We start from the raw sequence: 15,181 nt of genomic DNA, 5'->3' as shown, positions 1-15,181 counted from the left end.
TGCTGGTGCTGGTCAGCTGAGTCACGACCGCCGGGTCAGTCGACGTACAGACCGTCCTTCTCGCGACGGGTCGAGCCGACCTTCAGCGGCAGCACGCGCGTGACGGACTTGAAGAAGAGCCCCAGCCCCGGGATCTTCGCGAAGATGCCCTGCGGCCCCTTCACCATCCGGCCGGACGTGACGTCGTAGTTGGCTCCGTGCCAGGGGCACACCAGGCAGCCGTTCTCCACCGACCCGCCGGCCAGGTCCGCGCCGAGGTGGCGGCAGCGTCGTGAGGTCGCGAAGTCGGCGCGGTTGGCCCGACCGACGGCCCACGAGCCGGCCGCCTGCACGGTGTTGTCCTTCGGCTTCTCGTACGGTCCGTCGCTCATGAGCACTCCTGGAGATCTGTGACGAGACGCGGTGCCTCGGTGGACTGCTCACTACCCTCCATGGCTCGGTCGATGCTGCTCGCGAGGGAGCGTTGCAAGCCTGAAGCGTTCGTCACCAGACAATGTGATCGCGTGACGGCCGTGCACCTCCGCCAACGGGATCAAGTACGGCTGCAGGTCCCCGTCGATGACGTAGAAGGCATCGATCTCCTCCGGCTCGTAGATTCGCCGTGGCGAGCCCGACGTCGAGATCCAGACGATCCAAGCGCCGTTGTCGCGTCTCGTCGCGGTCTTGACCTGGATTCTCGACAGACCCTCTGGGAGCGCCACGACAAGGTCGTACCGAGCCGGCTCGAGCGGCCACTCACCTGGTACCCGGCTAGCGTGAACCACGCGGCGGCCAGGAGAGGTCCCGCCTCCCGCAGATGAGCGAGCGAGGGCTCCTCCAAGGCCGACCGGGACCGTGCTCCGACGGTGCCTCGTGGGCTCGGAGTCTTCCGCTTCGGCATGTGCTCGACCGACAGACCGAGGGTTTCGGCACGAGAGCGGAGTGAGGCGATCACTCCTGCGTTCGCGGAGCGCAGGCCGAGTGCTCGAACGACCGCTCTCCACGAGCGAGACGATTCGCTGGCATGTCTCAGGTCGTCATCGGTGTAGGTGCGCGACGTCACGCGAGCACCGTAGAGAGCCCCACTGACACTCCTGTGTCATCGCGTCGCAGGTGATCTCGTGGCACGGGTCGCCGCTGACCACCGGTCGGCCCTCCGGTAGTGTGCTCCTCGCCCGGGAGGTACATGCCGACCGTGGCGTTCGGGCTGTAGCGCAGCTTGGTAGCGCATCCGACTGGGGGTCGGAAGGTCGCAGGTTCAAATCCTGTCAGCCCGACCATCGCCCTGGCGACGGAGTCACGTCGCCAGGGCTTCGTCGTCCCACCGATCCACGCCGTCGCGGGTCGAGGGCAACAGAGGGCGGGGACCTGACCAACCAACAGTGGGAACCGTGGCACGTTCTGCCCCGGCCGATGGCGAGCGAGCTGCGGCAGCTCTAGGCTGAGCCGTGCCCTCCGACCATGCCGCCTCGGCGCGTCGCCACCGTGTCCACCGGCTCGCGATCATCGCCCCCGTCGCCAGCCTTCTTCTCGTCGCAGGCCTCACCGCGATCTCACCGGGTGCAGGCGACGCGTCGGCGGCGGACGGCCGCAGGGAGATCCGGCAGGTGTGGCTCTCGACGGCTGATCGCCTCTTCGCCGCCGAGGAGCGGTGGCTGTTCCAGGACCAACAGGTCGGAGACCTGAGGTTCGACGAGGCCGACGACCCGGAACAGGGCGGCCTCGCCGGCAGCATCAGGGTCTCCATGACCGACCACGACGCGTACGACAACGCCGTGGGACACATCGACCTGTCCTTCTCTCCAGCAAGCTTCTCGCCGGGCCGGTACGGCGCCGGCGGGCGCCCCGGCGGCATGAGCGTCTCCAACGGCTCGAACCTGTGCTCGTCCGCCGGCGGCAGCTTCACGATCCACCGGATCGACCGCGAGACCCGGGCTCTCTGGCTGTCGTTCACGCTCTTCTGCTCCCACGAGCCGACGTACGGCGAGGTCAGGATCGGTGTCGACGCCCCGACCGCCGCCGGCGTCGTCGGTCCGGGCTTCGTACGTCTGCCCGACGCGAACCTCGAGGGTGCCAACCGCGTCGAGATGCCCTACGTGAACGGTGGTTCAAGCACTGCGATCCCGGTCTCCGATGTGGCCGTAGGACCCCACGGTGAGGATGCGCGACAGATCGTCATCTCGGCCTGGCGCTGTCGGATGGAGCCGGGCGAGGCGTGCTGGGCGTACGTGACCGCGGCGCCCAGGGACGAGGGGCAGCGCCGCTGGCGAACGGTCTCGCGGTGGAACGACGGGGCGACACTGGTCACACAGGTGCAGCAGGAGGCGTCCGCCGGTCACGACTACGGCATCTACCGTGCGGAGAACTACCTGGGCGACATCGGCGAGGCCGTCACCGGGCCGGAGGTGGATGCCACCGGATACGTCGACGCCCGTGGCACCGTCGTCGACGCGGTGCCCGGCCTGAGGCTCACCGGCCCTGCCGGTGAGCCACGACTGCAGGTGGGTCGATACGAGGACGTCGACAGGTGGCCCTTCCAGGATCTCGCACCAGGGCTGAGCTCGAGTTCAGCGCCACCATGCCTCGCCGGGTTCGCCGACGACTCGTGGTTCGAGGTGGGTGAGGTGGCGTACGAGCCGGGCGGCATGCTCCTGCAACGTCTCGCCGTCACCTTCGACGTGAGCTGTGAGCGGGAGTTCGGACGCTTTCGCGGCATGGTCGGTGTCAATGCCTCCGACCCACCCCCGGCCCTGCCGGGATACCTGAGCACCCCCGGGCCGCGCTGCTGGCCGAAGACGGTCCTCGGGTACTCGCGGATCGAGGCGCAGGCCAGCCGCAGGGTCTCCCCTCCCGGCGCGCGGGTCACCATCTCGGGCAGGCTCGTCTCCGATCAGACAGGCCAGCCCCTGGCCGGCGAGACGGTGAAGCTGGAACGCATGCGGAACAGGCTGGAGCGTTTGCCCACCCTCAGGGTCCGGACCGACGAGCAGGGCCGGTTCGCGGTGCGTCAGCGCGCCCGTGGACGCACGAGGATCACCCCCGTCTTCGCGAGGACCTGCGAATGGCGCGGCGACCACGGCGCGAAGGTCTGGTTCCGCGCCGCCGGCCGGTGACGCGCCGCGGCGTGACCGCCGTCCCGTGATACGACGGCCGCGTGATGAGCACCGCCGCCGACCTCGACGCCGCCGACCCGCTCGGGGCGTACGCCGAGCTCTTCGTACGCCCCGACAGCGTGCTCGCCTACCTCGACGGCAACTCCCTCGGCCGACCCCTGAAGGTCACCGCCGAACGGCTCGGCCGCTTCGTCGAGGGACCATGGGGTGAGCGCCTCATCCGGTCCTGGGACGAGGACTGGATGCAGCTGCCGCTCACGCTGGGCGACCGGATCGGGCGCGTCGTGCTCGGTGCCGCAGCCGGTCAGACGGTGGTCGCCGACTCCACGACCGTGCTGCTCTACAAGCTCCTGCGCGCCGCGGTGGCTGCGCGACCCGGGCGCGACGAGATCGTCTGCGACACCGAGAACTTCCCGACCGACCGCTACCTCGTCGAGGGCGTCGCCGCCGAGCGCGGTCTGACGGTGCGGTGGATCGAACCTGATCCGACGACCGGTGTCACGGTCGAGGAAGTGGCAGCGGTCGTGAGCGAGCGGACGGCCGTCGTGCTGCTGAGCCACGTGGCGTACAAGTCGGCCTTCGTCGCCGACCTGGCCGGCATCACGGCCGCCGCCCACGCGGCCGGCGCGCTGACCCTGTGGGACCTCTCGCACTCTGCCGGAGCGATCGAGGTCGACCTCGACGCCACGGCCGTCGACCTGGCCGTGGGGTGCACGTACAAGTACCTCAACGGCGGTCCGGGCTCGCCTGCGTTCGCGTACGTCGCCGCGCGGCACCAGGAGCAGCTGACCCAACCCATCAGCGGCTGGATGGGGCACGCCGAGCCCTTCGCCATGGGGCCCGCGTACGCGCCCGCCGACGGGATGCGGCGCTTCGTCTCCGGGACCCCACCCATCCTTGCCATGCAACCGCTCGGCGACATGGTCGACCTCATCGATCGTGCGGGCATGGCCTCGGTGGCCGCGAAGACGCGTCGCCTCACCGATGCCGCGATCGCCTGCGCCGAAGAGCACCTCGCGCCGCTCGGCGTCGTGGTCGCCTCACCGCGAGAGGCGGCCGTGCGCGGTGGGCACGTGCTGCTCGAGCACCCGGACATGCAGCGCGTCGTCGCTCACCTGTGGGAGCAGGGCGTCGTCCCCGACTTCCGGCACCCGCGCGGGTTGCGGGCCGGTCTGTCGCCGCTCAGCACGACGTACGCCGAGGTCGATCTCGCCGTGCGCGCGATCGGGGACCTGCTCCGCGACGCGCCCGCTACCTGAGCAGGGCCTGGCCACCCAGGCAGCACGTCAGGCCGAGCGCAGCAGTGAGGAGGGCGTCGTAGCGGGCTCGCCCCGTCCGACCCGAGGCCACGAGGACCACCGAGCGCAAGACCAGGCTCGTCCCGGCGACCAGGAGGAGGACGGCCAGGACCGCCGCCACGCCGGACGTGCTCACAGGAGCATCACGCGCATGAGTGCTGCCGTCCCCGCAGCGAGGGCCACAGCGCCCGCGACCAGGATCGCCCCGGTCGGGAACGGCAGCGGATCGGTGTCGTCGTCTCGGACAGGCCAGGTGCTCATGCCCGGACGCTAGGTCGGTGACGGCCTGCGCGGGAACCGTCCTGACGGTTCCTTGATGGCGAGCGCACAGGCATCCTGGCGTCGCTTCGAGCCCGCCCTCAAGGCCACGTCAACGCCGGGGCCCGTGCCGTCAAGGAAGCGTCAAGGTCGTCGGGTCGGACGCTCGCGCGGGCCTAGGAACGTCCCGTGTCCGATCTCGTCTTCCTCGTCCTGACCATCGTGTCGGTACTGGCGCTCGTGCAGCTGGTCGCCGTCATCGACCGTGTGCCACTCGACCAGCCGCCCCGCGCCCCGGGCGACGACGGAGCCGCCTCGTGAGCGCCGTGATGCCTGCCGTGGGCCAGGTCGCGGTGCTCGTGCTGGCACTCGCTCTCGCCGTCCCGCTGCTCGGTGCGCACCTGGACCGGGTCTACACGAGCGAGCGGCACCTGCTGCCGGAGCGTCTCGCGTATCGCGTGCTGCGGCTGGACCCCGAGGCCGACCAGCACTGGCGTACGTACGCCATGTCGGTGCTCGGCTTCTCCCTCGGCGGGCTGCTCCTCCTGTACGTTCTGAACCGCACGCAGCAGTGGCTGCCGCTGAGCATCGGCATGGAAGCCCTGCCGGCGGACGGCGCCTGGAACACCGCGGTCAGCTTCGTCACCAACACCAACTGGCAGTGGTACTCCGGTGAGGCGGCCCTGGGTCACCTGGTGCAGGCCTCCGGCCTGACGGTGCAGAACTTCGTCTCGGCCGCGAGCGGGATGTGCGTGGCGGCGGCCTTCGCCCGCGCCATGACCCGCTCCTGCGCCGGAGGCCGGATCGGCAGCTTCTGGGTCGACCTCATCCGCACCGTCGTCCGTGTCCTCCTGCCGATGTCGATGGTGGCTGCGCTCGCGCTCGCCGGGGCAGGCGTAGTCCAGAACCTCTCCGGTCCGCGGGAGATCCGCACGCTCACGGGTGGGTCCCAGCAGGTGACGGGCGGGCCGGTGGCCAGCCAGGAGGCGATCAAGGAGATCGGCACCAACGGCGGCGGCTTCTACAACGCCAACTCCTCGCACCCGTTCGAGAACCCGGCGCCGTGGACCAACCTGCTCGAGATCTTCCTGCTGCTGGTCATCCCCTTCGCCATGGCGTGGGCCTTCGGCCTCATCGTCCGCGACCGGCGTCAGGGCGGCACGGTGCTCGCGGTGATGGCCGGTCTGTGGCTGACCTCCGTCGCGCTGCTGACCTGGGCCGAGATGTCAGGTCCGGGGACGGTGCCCAGCCTCGCCGGCGCCGCGATGGAGGGCAAGGAGGTCCGCTTCGGCGAAGCGGGCTCGGCGCTGTTCGCCGCCTCCACCACCGCCACCTCGACCGGTTCGGTCAACGCGATGCACGACTCGCTGACGGCGCCGGGCGGTGGCGTGGCGCTGTTCAACATGCTGCTCGGCGAAGTCGCTCCCGGCGGCGTGGGATCAGGGCTCTACGGCATGCTCGTCCTCGCCGTGGTGACCGTCTTCCTCGCCGGTCTCATGGTGGGGAGGACCCCCGAGTACCTCGGCAAGAAGATCAGTCGCCCCGAGATGGTGCTGGTGGCCGCGTACGTGCTCACCATGCCGGTCCTCGTGCTCGCCGCCGTCTCCCTGGCACTCACGACCGGAGCCGGACTCGCCGGCCTCCAGGAGTCGGGACCCCACGGACTGTCCGAGGCGTTGTACGCCGTCACCTCGGCCTCGAACAACAACGGTTCCGCCTTCGCGGGCCTCATCAGCGGCACGCCGTTCTGGAACACGCTGCTGGGCGTGTGCATGCTGCTCGGCCGCTTCGTGCCGATGGTCCTGGTCCTCGGGCTCGCCGGCCGGATGGCCGCGCAGCGGACGCTGCCGGCCGGGCCCGGAACCCTGCCCACCCACGGGCCGCTCTTCGCGGCCCTCCTCTCCGGCGTCACCGTGGTCCTGGTCGGTCTGACCTTCGTGCCCGTGCTCGCCCTCGGTCCGATCGTGGAGTCATTCGCATGAGCACGCGTGTCAGCACCGCCACCGTCTCCCGTCCCTCCGACGGTCCGCCGGCCACGGAGCCGACACGGCTGGCGGTCCAGCTGCGGGAGAACCTCCCGGCAGCCGTACGCAAGCTGCATCCGCGAGAGCTGCTCGCCACGCCCATCATGCTCGTGGTCGAGCTCGGTGCGGCCACGACGACCGTGCTCTCGGTCCTCGACCCCTCGGTCCTGGGGTGGAGCGTCGCGGTGTGGCTGTGGCTCACGGTGCTCTTCGGCACCCTGGCAGAAGCGACGGCCGAGGGACGCGGCCGCGCACAGGCCGCCAGCCTGCGCGAGCTGCAGTCCGAGACCGTCGCGTGGCGTCTCCGCGGAGGCACGGACCGGCACCAGGACCCGATGGCGGATGACCTCCCGCTGGAGGAGGTGCCCAGCACGGCACTGAGACCGGGCGACGTCGTCATGGTGCATGCCGGCCAGCGCATCCCCGGGGACGGCGAGGTCGTCGCGGGCGTCGCCTCGGTCGACGAGTCCGCGGTCACCGGTGAGTCCGCGCCCGTCATCCGTGAGTCCGGCGGGGACCGCAGCGCGGTCACCGGAGGCACCGTGGTGCTCTCGGACCGCATCGTCGTGCGTGTCGTCGCCGAACCCGGGGCATCGTTCGTCGACCGCATGATCGCCCTGGTCGAGGGGTCGGAACGGCAGCGCACACCGAACGAGCGCGCGCTGTCGGTGCTGCTCGGGTCGCTGACGGTCGTCTTCGGTGTCGTCGTCGTCTCCCTCGCCCCGGTCGCCGACTACTCCGGCGCCGGTCAGTCGCTCGTCGTGCTGATCGCGCTGCTCGTCTGCCTCATCCCGACGACCATCGGCGCCCTGCTCTCCGCCATCGGCATCGCGGGCATGGACCGGCTCGTCCAGCGCAACGTGCTGGCCATGTCGGGTCGCGCCGTCGAGGCTGCGGGCGACGTCGACGTGCTCCTGCTCGACAAGACCGGCACCATCACCCACGGCAACCGTCGCGCCAGCGAGCTGCACCCCGTGGGGGGAACGAGCCCCGAGGAGCTGGCCCGAGCCGCCCTGCTCGCCTCACTCGCCGACGAGACCCCCGAGGGCCGCAGCATCGTCGACCTCGTCCGGGACCGGGGCGTGTCCGGCGACCTGCCCGACGACTCAGCGATGGTCGAGTTCTCCGCGGCCACGCGGATGAGCGGCGTCGACCTGCCGGACGGACAGCAGCTGCGGAAGGGGGCCGGAACCGCGGTGCGTGATTGGGTCCAGGCCTCCGGCGCGAGTCACGACGCCGCGGCGACCGCCGAGCTCGAGAGCGTCGTGGCCTCGATCAGCGCCACCGGAGGTACGCCGCTGGTGGTCGCCGCGAAGGACGGCACGGACGCTGCGGGCCGGCTCCTGGGTGTCGTGCACCTCAAGGACGTCGTCAAGCAGGGGATCCGAGAACGTTTCGAGCAGCTGCGGGCCATGGGCATCCGTACCGTCATGGTGACCGGCGACAACGAGGTCACCGCGAAGGCCATCGCCGCGGAGGCCGGCGTCGACGAGGTGCTCGCCGAGGCCACCCCGGAGGACAAGCTGGCCCTCATCACACGGGAGCAGGCCGGCGGACGCATGGTGGCGATGTGCGGCGACGGCACCAACGACGCGCCCGCGCTGGCACAGGCCGACGTCGGCGTGGCGATGAACAGCGGCACGGCGGCGGCCAAGGAGGCAGGCAACATGGTCGACCTCGACTCGGACCCGACCAAGCTCATCGCGGTGGTCGAGATCGGCAAGCAGCTCCTGATCACGCGTGGCGCGCTGACGACGTTCTCCGTGGCCAACGACATCGCGAAGTACTTCGCGATCCTCCCGGCGATGTTCCTCGTCGCCTTCCCTGCGCTCGACGTCCTCAACGTCATGCGGCTGTCCAGCCCGCAGTCGGCGATCGTCTCCGCCGTCGTCTTCAACGCCCTGGTCATCGTCGCCCTGGTCCCGCTCGCCCTGCGCGGTGTCGCGTACCGACCCGCGAGCGCCTCGGCGCTGCTGCGTCGAAACCTGGCGATCTACGGGGTGGGCGGACTCGTCGCGCCCTTCCTCGGCATCAAGCTGCTCGACCTCCTCGTCTCCCTCGTCCCCGGTCTGTGAGGCCCTGCCATGACTCTCCTGTCCTTCGCCCGTCAGTGCTCCGCCGGCCTGCGGGTGCTCCTGCTGATGACCGTCGTGCTCGGCGTGCTCTACCCGTTGACCGTCACCGGCATCGCGCAGGTCGCGTTCCCGTGGCAGGCCGAGGGCTCACTCGTCACCGCGACGGGGGAGCGCACCGAGGATCCCGATCGGGCCGTCGGATCGGCTCTGCTGGGTCAGGTCGTGGACGACGCAGGTCTCTTCATGCCTCGCCCCTCCGCCGCCGGTGAGGGGTACGACCCCCTGGCGACGTCGGGATCGAACCTGGGTCCGGAGAACCCGGAGCTCCTCGCCAGCGTCGAGGACCGCCTCGCCGGTCTCGCCGCTCGAGAAGGGGTCCGTGCCGAGGAGGTGCCCGCGGACGCCGTCACGGCGAGCGCCTCGGGCTTGGACCCGCACATCTCGCCCGAGTTCGCCGCCCTTCAGGTGCCCCGGGTCGCGGATGCCCAGGGTCTGAGGGAGGCCCGTGTCTCCGGGCTCGTCGAGGAGCACACGCAGGCGCGTACGTTCGGCGTGCTCGGCGAGCCCAGGGTGGACGTGCTGGGGCTCAACATCGCGGTGCGCGCCCTCGCCGACGACGCCGGCTGACGGTGGGAGGATCGACGCCGTGGAGGACCAGGTCGCGGGGACGCCGTCGAGGCGCCGGGGCAGGCTGACCGTCTACCTCGGCGCAGCGCCGGGCGTCGGCAAGACGTACGCGATGCTCGGCGAGGCCCGTCGACGGCTCGATCGGGGCACCGACGTGGTCGTGGCGTACGTCGAGACCCACGGTCGTCAGCACACAGAGGCGATGCTCCAGGGCCTGGAGGTGGTGCCCCGACGGATCATCGAGCACCGGGGGACCACCTTCACCGAGCTGGACCCCGACGCCGTCCTCGCGCGCCGACCGACCGTGGCGCTGGTCGACGAGTTGGCGCACACCAACGTCCCGGGAAGCCGCAACCCCAAGCGCATCCACGACATCGAGGAGCTGCGGGACGCCGGCATCGACGTCATCACCACCGTCAACATCCAGCACCTGGAGTCGCTCAACGACGAGGTCGAGCGCATCATCGGGGTCCGGCAGCGCGAGACCGTCCCCGACGAGGTCGTGCGGACCGCCGACCAGATCCAGCTGGTCGACATGGCCCCGGACGCGCTGCGTCGTCGGATGGCCCACGGCAACATCTACCGACCCGAGCGGGTCGACGCCTCCCTGGCCTCGTACTTCCGGGTGGGCAACCTGACCGCGCTGAGGGAGCTGGCCCTGCTGTGGCTCGCCGACCGCGTGGACGACGCACTGGGCGACTACCGGCGCGCCCACCGGATCGAGCACAGCTGGCCGACCAAGGAGCGGATCGTCGTCGCCGTCACCGGGGGCGACGAGTCGGCGACGCTGCTCCGTCGCGGCGCGCGGCTGGCCCAGCGCGCGGCTGGCTCCGACCTGATGGCGGTCCACGTGATCGCCGACGACGGTCTGCGCACCGCCGACTCCTCGGGGCTCACGCAGCTCCACGAGCTGGCCCGCGACCTCGGTGCGAGCGTGCACCCCGTGGTGGGCGAGGACGTCGCGGCCGCGGTCGTGGACTTCGCCGCCGGGGCCAACGCCACCATGGTGGTCGTCGGGGTGTCACGGCACCATCGCGTACGCCGGTTGCTGGCCGGGTCCACCGGTGACCGGGTGGCCTCGTTGGCGGGCAGCATCGACGTGCACCTCGTGACCCACGACCGGGCGGCGGGGCCCGGACTCCTCATCCGGCGCGGCCCCGCCCTCGGGATGCGTCGCCGCGTGCTCGGCTGGCTCGCGGCCCTCCTGCTCCCGCTGGTGCTCACCTGGGTCGTGCGCGGGACCACGGGACCGGACCAGCTCGCCCTGGCCGAGCTCCTCTTCCTCTCCGTCACCGTGCTCGTGGCGATGGTGGGTGGACTGGCTCCCGCGCTGGCCAGTGCCGTGACCGGGTTCGTGCTGCTCAACTGGAACTTCACCGAGCCGCTCGACCGACTCACGATCTCCCAGCCCGTCGACGTGGTGGTCCTGGCCGTCTACGTCGCCGTCGCGGTGGCGGTGGCCTCGGTCGTCGACCGTGCGGCGCGACGAGCGTCCGACGCCGTCCGCGCACGCACCGAGGCAGCGACGATGTCTGCGCTGTCGCGGTCCGTGCTCACCGGGCAGGACACCGCTGAGGCGGTGTGCGCCCGTGTCCGCGAGGTCTTCGGCCAGACCTCGGTCTCGCTGCTGTCCCGCGAGCCGGTCGAGGCGGGCGCCTGGCGCGTCACGGCATCGGCGGGGGAGTCGCCCCCGTGCGTCCCCGCCGAGGCGGACAACCGGCTGCGGGTGGACGACGGACACGTGCTCTGCTTGCGCGGAGAACCTCTGCGAGCCGGGGACCGACGCGTCCTCGAGGCCTTCGCGCTGCAGGCGTCCCTGGTGCTGGAGTACCGACGGCTCCGCGCTCGCGACGAGCGCGCCCTGGCGCTGGAGGGCGCGCAGACGACCTCCACGGCCCTGCTGCGAGCGGTCTCCCACGACCTGCGCACCCCGCTGGCGGTGATGCGGGCCTCCATCGACGGTCTCGGGCACCGGACCCTGGAGGCCGAGGACCGCGACGCCCTGCTGGGCACCCTGGCGGAGTCCACGGGGCGGCTCGAGAGCCTCATCGACGACCTGCTGGACCTCTCCCGGGTCCAGGCCGGCCTGCTCCTTCCCTCGGAGCGGGACTTCAGCCTCGAGGAGGTGCTGCCGGTGGCGGTCAGTGGGCATCTGCCGGGTGCCGTCAGCCTGGACCTCGACGAGACCTCACCGCTGGTGAGCACGGACCCCGGGATGCTAGGGCGCGTCGTCGCGAACCTCGTGGACAACGCCGTCCGGGTGTCGGACCCGGTCCCGGTCCGGGTGCTGGCGAGGGTGGACCGCGGTGTGATCGAGGTGCTCGTGGTCGACAGGGGACCCGGCGTCCCGTCTGACCGTCGGGAGCAGATGTTCGAGCCGTTCCAGCGCCTCGACGACTCCGGGCCGGGGGGGCTCGGGCTGGGACTGGCGGTGGCCAGCGGTCTCACCGAGGCGTTGGGCGGCACCCTCGCGGCCGAGGACACCCCGGGTGGGGGACTGACCATGGTGCTGACGGTTCCCTGCGACATGGCGGAGGTGAGGGCATGACCAGGGGAACGGCACGTCATCGCGTCCTGGTGGTCGACGACGAACCCGCCCTCGCTCGGGCCCTGGCCATCAACCTGCGGGCCGCCGGGTGGCAGGTGACCACGGCGGCGAACGGGGCCGCAGCCCTGGGGGCGGTCGCCTCGGCGCATCCCGAGGTCGTGCTGCTCGACCTTGGCCTCCCCGACATGGACGGCACCGAGGTGGTCGCCGGGATCCGCGGCTGGACCGACGTACCCATCGTCGTCCTCTCGGCCCGGCAACACGGCGACGACAAGATCGAGGCACTCGACCTGGGTGCCGACGACTACGTCACCAAACCCTTCGCCATGGACGAGCTGATGGCCCGCCTCCGGGCGGCCGTGCGACGGGGGAGGTCCGGCGTGCCCGAGGCAGAACCCACGGTCACCGTCGGCGACCTGACGATCGACCTGGCCCGCAAGAGGGTGCGACGCGGCGACGACGAGGTCAGGTTGACGCCCACCGAGTGGGCCTTCCTCGAGCTGCTGGCCCGCAACCTCGGCCGTCTCGTCACCCGCGAGCAGCTGCTGCGTGAGGTCTGGGGGCCGGCGTACAGCCAGGAGAGCCACTACCTGCGGGTCTACGCCGCACAGCTGCGTCGCAAGCTGGAGCAGGACCCTGCGCGCCCGCGACACCTCGTGACGTCGCCGGGCCTGGGCTACGTGCTGGAGGCCTGAGCGGTCCTCCCGGACACGAGGTACTGCTGCACCAGGTCGTGGCCGGGGGCGACCCCGTACGCCTCGTCGAGCTCGCGGATCTCGGTCAGGGGGGTCACGGTCACGTCCACCAGACCACCGGCCCGCACGGCCTCCGCCGTGTCGTCGATGGACGTCGCGTCGGCGAGCGGCAGCGCGGTGCGGGGACGGACGCCGTACATGCCGCCGAGGCCCTCCCGGCTCCATCGGGCGTCGACGACGGCGACGACCCCGCCGGGTCGCAGGAGACGCGTCCAGCGCTCGACCGCGACCACGGGGTCGCGCAGCGTCCACATCACGTAGCGGCCGACGACGGCGTCGAAGGAGCCCGGCTCCAGGTCGGGGTCGTGGGCGTCGCCGTGACGGAACGTCGCGGAGGACCCTCGCGCGGCTGCGTGTGCTCGTGCGATGGCGAGCATCTCGTGCGACCGGTCCAGGCCCAGCACGTCGTGCCCGAGGTCGGCCAGCAGCAGCGCGACGTGGCCGCTGCCGCAGCCCACGTCCAGCACCCGCGCCGGCGCTGCCGGAAGCGCCGAGGCCCACACGCGCGCCCACGCCCCGCAGTCGGCGGCGAACCGCTCGGGGCGCTGCTGGTAGGCGTCGTAGGAGGCTGCCCGGTCGTCCCAGTAGGCGTCGATGCGCTCCTGCAGGTCGACGTCGGTGCTGCTGCCGGCCATGGTGGCGCTGCCGGTGGTGGTCGGGTCGAGCGGGGTCATGCGGTCCTCTCCTGGGTGCGGGCCTGGCGCACCGGCCGGTCGGGGTCGAAGAGCAGGTGCAGGCGGCCGTCCACCTCGAGCGGGTCCACGCCGATGCCGTAGACAGGTTCGAGGACCTCGGGGACCAGGACCTCGCGCGTGGCACCGGATGCCGCCACGCCGCCCCCGCCGAGCAGCACGAGCTCGTCGCAGTAGCGCGCCGCGAGGTTCAGGTCGTGGAGCACGACGACGGTCGTCGTGGCGAGGTCGGTGGCAAGACGGCGTACGAGGCCCAGCACCTCGTGCTGGTAGCGGACGTCGAGATGGTTGGTCGGCTCGTCGAGCAGCAGGTGCGTGGTGCGCTGGGCGAGGGCGCGCGCGATCAGCACCCGCTGACGCTCCCCGCCGGAGAGCAGGGCGAACGGACGCGCGGCCAGGTGCGTGGCACCGACACGCGACAGTGCGTCCCCGGCGATGCGGCGGTCATCCTCGCCGGTCCGCTGCCACGTGCCGAGGTGCGGCGTACGCCCCAGCAGCACGGTCTCGGCGACGGTCATGACGCTCTCGCCACCGTCTTCCTGCACCACCACCGCGACACGTCGTGCCACCTCGACGGGGGAGAGATCCGCGAGGGGCTCCCCGTCGACCTCCACGGTGCCGGTGCGGCTGGTGAGGGCGCCGTGGAGCAGACGCAGCAGGGTGGTCTTGCCGCTGCCGTTGGGGCCGATCAGGCCGAGCACCCGTCCCGGTGGCGTGGCCAGCGAGACCGCGTCGAGCACGCGGTCGTGGCCGTACGCCCAGGACAGGCCGTGGGCCTCGATCACGACCCGGCCCCGAACCTGTCCACGATCTGCTCGAGGCCGTCCACGACCAGCGGCGACGGCGGCTCGGTGAAGTTGAACAGCTGCACCATGACCTGGTCCTCGCGCACCGCGGTGAGGTCCTCGGCACCGGGGAGGCCGGTCAGGGCGTCCTGCACGGGGCCCGGCTCGCCCTCGCTGTGCAGCAGCACGAGCACGTCGGGGTCCCGGCCGAGCAGCTCCTCGAGGGTCACCTCGACGACGCGCTCGTCCACGTCACCGAACACGTTCGTCAGCCCGGCCGCCTCCAGCTGGGGGTCGGCCATGCTGCGGTTGCCGTAGGCGTAGGTGGTGCCACCACCCACGGTCGGGTAGAGCACCGCGGCCGTCCGTCCCGTCCCGTCCTCGACCTCGCTGCGCACGGCCGCGAGCCGCTGCTCGAGGTCCTCGACGGCCTGGTCGGCCTCGGCCGGCCGGTCGAAGACACGGCCGTACGCCCTCATCTGCGACGCGACGTCGTCGAAGCCGGGGTCGTCGATCCCCTCCGCGCACAGGGCGGGTTCCTCGAGGAGCGGGATGCCGCTGGAGGCGAGGGTGGAGCGGGAGAGGTTCTCGACCTCACCGAGCACCAGGTCGGGCTCCTGGGCGATCACCACCTCGCGGGAGATCTGCAGGTGTCCCGCGGGATCGAGCTCGTCGGTGAGCGTGGGAACCTGGTCGAGCGCCGCCAGGGTCTCCTCGTCGTAGTACGCGGCGGGGTACTGGCCGGCGCGTGCCTCGACACGGTCGAGCACTCCCAGGGCGCCGAGGTAGGGGACCGAGGCGCTCTTGAGCAGCACGACACGCTCGGGCGGCTCCTCGAGCGTGACGTCGGCCCCGCAGTTCTCCAGGGTCACGGGGTAGCCGGCGGACGCCCCGGTGTCACCGGTGTCACCGGTGTCACTGGTGCCGGCCCCGGTCGACGACGTGCCGCAGGCGCCGAGCGTCAGCGCGGCGGCCAGGGCGAGTCCGGTGGTGAGGGTGCGGGGGATGCGCGTCATGGGTCTGCTCT

General features: G+C 71.6%; 11 protein-coding genes, 1 tRNA gene and 1 pseudogene. 8 read left to right on the top strand and 5 right to left on the bottom strand.

Going from position 1 to position 15,181, the window contains the following annotated elements:
* Positions 1-35 precede the first annotated feature (35 nt).
* A complete protein-coding gene (locus KLP28_16870; GenBank protein ID QWC85164.1) occupies positions 36-371 on the bottom strand; it encodes a Rieske (2Fe-2S) protein in 336 nt (111 codons plus the stop codon).
* Positions 372-1,182: 811 nt separating this feature from the next.
* Between KLP28_16870 and KLP28_16865 the strand changes: the two genes are divergently transcribed.
* From KLP28_16865 to KLP28_16855, 3 genes are all read left to right on the top strand, one after another.
* A tRNA-Pro gene (locus tag KLP28_16865) sits at positions 1,183-1,259 on the top strand.
* A gap of 168 nt (positions 1,260-1,427) precedes the next feature.
* The gene (locus KLP28_16860) at positions 1,428-3,092 is read left to right on the top strand and encodes a carboxypeptidase-like regulatory domain-containing protein (protein ID QWC85163.1); all 1,665 of its coding nucleotides are present in this window, start codon (positions 1,428-1,430) and stop codon (positions 3,090-3,092) included.
* Positions 3,093-3,136: 44 nt separating this feature from the next.
* Entirely contained in the window at positions 3,137-4,351 is a 1,215-nt protein-coding gene (locus KLP28_16855) for an aminotransferase class V-fold PLP-dependent enzyme (GenBank protein ID QWC87061.1), read from the top strand.
* On the opposite strand, the gene KLP28_16850 is transcribed toward KLP28_16855, so the two are convergent.
* Positions 4,344-4,526 (bottom strand): hypothetical protein, encoded by a 183-nt coding sequence (locus KLP28_16850; GenBank protein QWC85162.1) that lies wholly within the window; start codon positions 4,524-4,526, stop codon positions 4,344-4,346. The genes KLP28_16855 and KLP28_16850 overlap by 8 nt on opposite strands.
* A 451-nt stretch (positions 4,527-4,977) precedes the next feature.
* On the opposite strand from KLP28_16850, the gene kdpA reads away from it, so the two are divergent.
* From kdpA to KLP28_16825, 5 genes and pseudogenes are all read left to right on the top strand, one after another.
* Positions 4,978-6,630 carry a potassium-transporting ATPase subunit KdpA gene (gene kdpA, locus KLP28_16845; protein ID QWC87060.1) on the top strand — a complete coding sequence of 551 codons (1,653 nt, stop codon included), beginning with the start codon at positions 4,978-4,980 and terminating at the stop codon, positions 6,628-6,630.
* Positions 6,627-8,747: a potassium-transporting ATPase subunit KdpB gene (gene kdpB, locus KLP28_16840; GenBank protein ID QWC85161.1), complete on the top strand. Its 2,121-nt coding sequence runs from the start codon at positions 6,627-6,629 to the stop codon at positions 8,745-8,747. The genes kdpA and kdpB overlap by 4 nt, the downstream gene beginning before the upstream one ends.
* A gap of 9 nt (positions 8,748-8,756) precedes the next feature.
* Positions 8,757-9,374 (top strand): potassium-transporting ATPase subunit KdpC, encoded by a 618-nt coding sequence (kdpC, locus tag KLP28_16835; protein QWC85160.1) that lies wholly within the window; start codon positions 8,757-8,759, stop codon positions 9,372-9,374.
* A gap of 52 nt (positions 9,375-9,426) precedes the next feature.
* Positions 9,427-11,922 (top strand): annotated as a pseudogene (locus tag KLP28_16830) (DUF4118 domain-containing protein).
* Positions 11,919-12,617, top strand: a complete 699-nt coding sequence (locus KLP28_16825; GenBank protein ID QWC85159.1) for a response regulator — start codon at positions 11,919-11,921, stop codon at positions 12,615-12,617. Before KLP28_16830 ends, KLP28_16825 begins: the two are co-directional and overlap by 4 nt.
* On the opposite strand, the gene KLP28_16820 is transcribed toward KLP28_16825, so the two are convergent.
* From KLP28_16820 to KLP28_16810, 3 genes are read right to left on the bottom strand one after another with little or no spacing between them, the layout of a single operon-like run.
* Positions 12,599-13,351 (bottom strand): class I SAM-dependent methyltransferase, encoded by a 753-nt coding sequence (locus KLP28_16820; GenBank protein ID QWC85158.1) that lies wholly within the window; start codon positions 13,349-13,351, stop codon positions 12,599-12,601. The genes KLP28_16825 and KLP28_16820 overlap by 19 nt on opposite strands.
* Entirely contained in the window at positions 13,348-14,154 is an 807-nt protein-coding gene (locus KLP28_16815; GenBank protein ID QWC85157.1) for an ABC transporter ATP-binding protein, read from the bottom strand. The genes KLP28_16820 and KLP28_16815 overlap by 4 nt, the downstream gene beginning before the upstream one ends.
* Positions 14,151-15,170, bottom strand: a complete 1,020-nt coding sequence (locus KLP28_16810; protein ID QWC85156.1) for an ABC transporter substrate-binding protein — start codon at positions 15,168-15,170, stop codon at positions 14,151-14,153. The genes KLP28_16815 and KLP28_16810 overlap by 4 nt, the downstream gene beginning before the upstream one ends.
* Positions 15,171-15,181 lie beyond the last annotated feature (11 nt).

It is taken from the genome of Nocardioidaceae bacterium (assembly GCA_018672315.1).
Lineage (GTDB): Bacteria > Actinomycetota > Actinomycetes > Propionibacteriales > Nocardioidaceae > TYQ2.
Note: the sequence above shows the minus strand (reverse complement) of the source record. Positions and strands in the feature narration are given on the sequence as shown.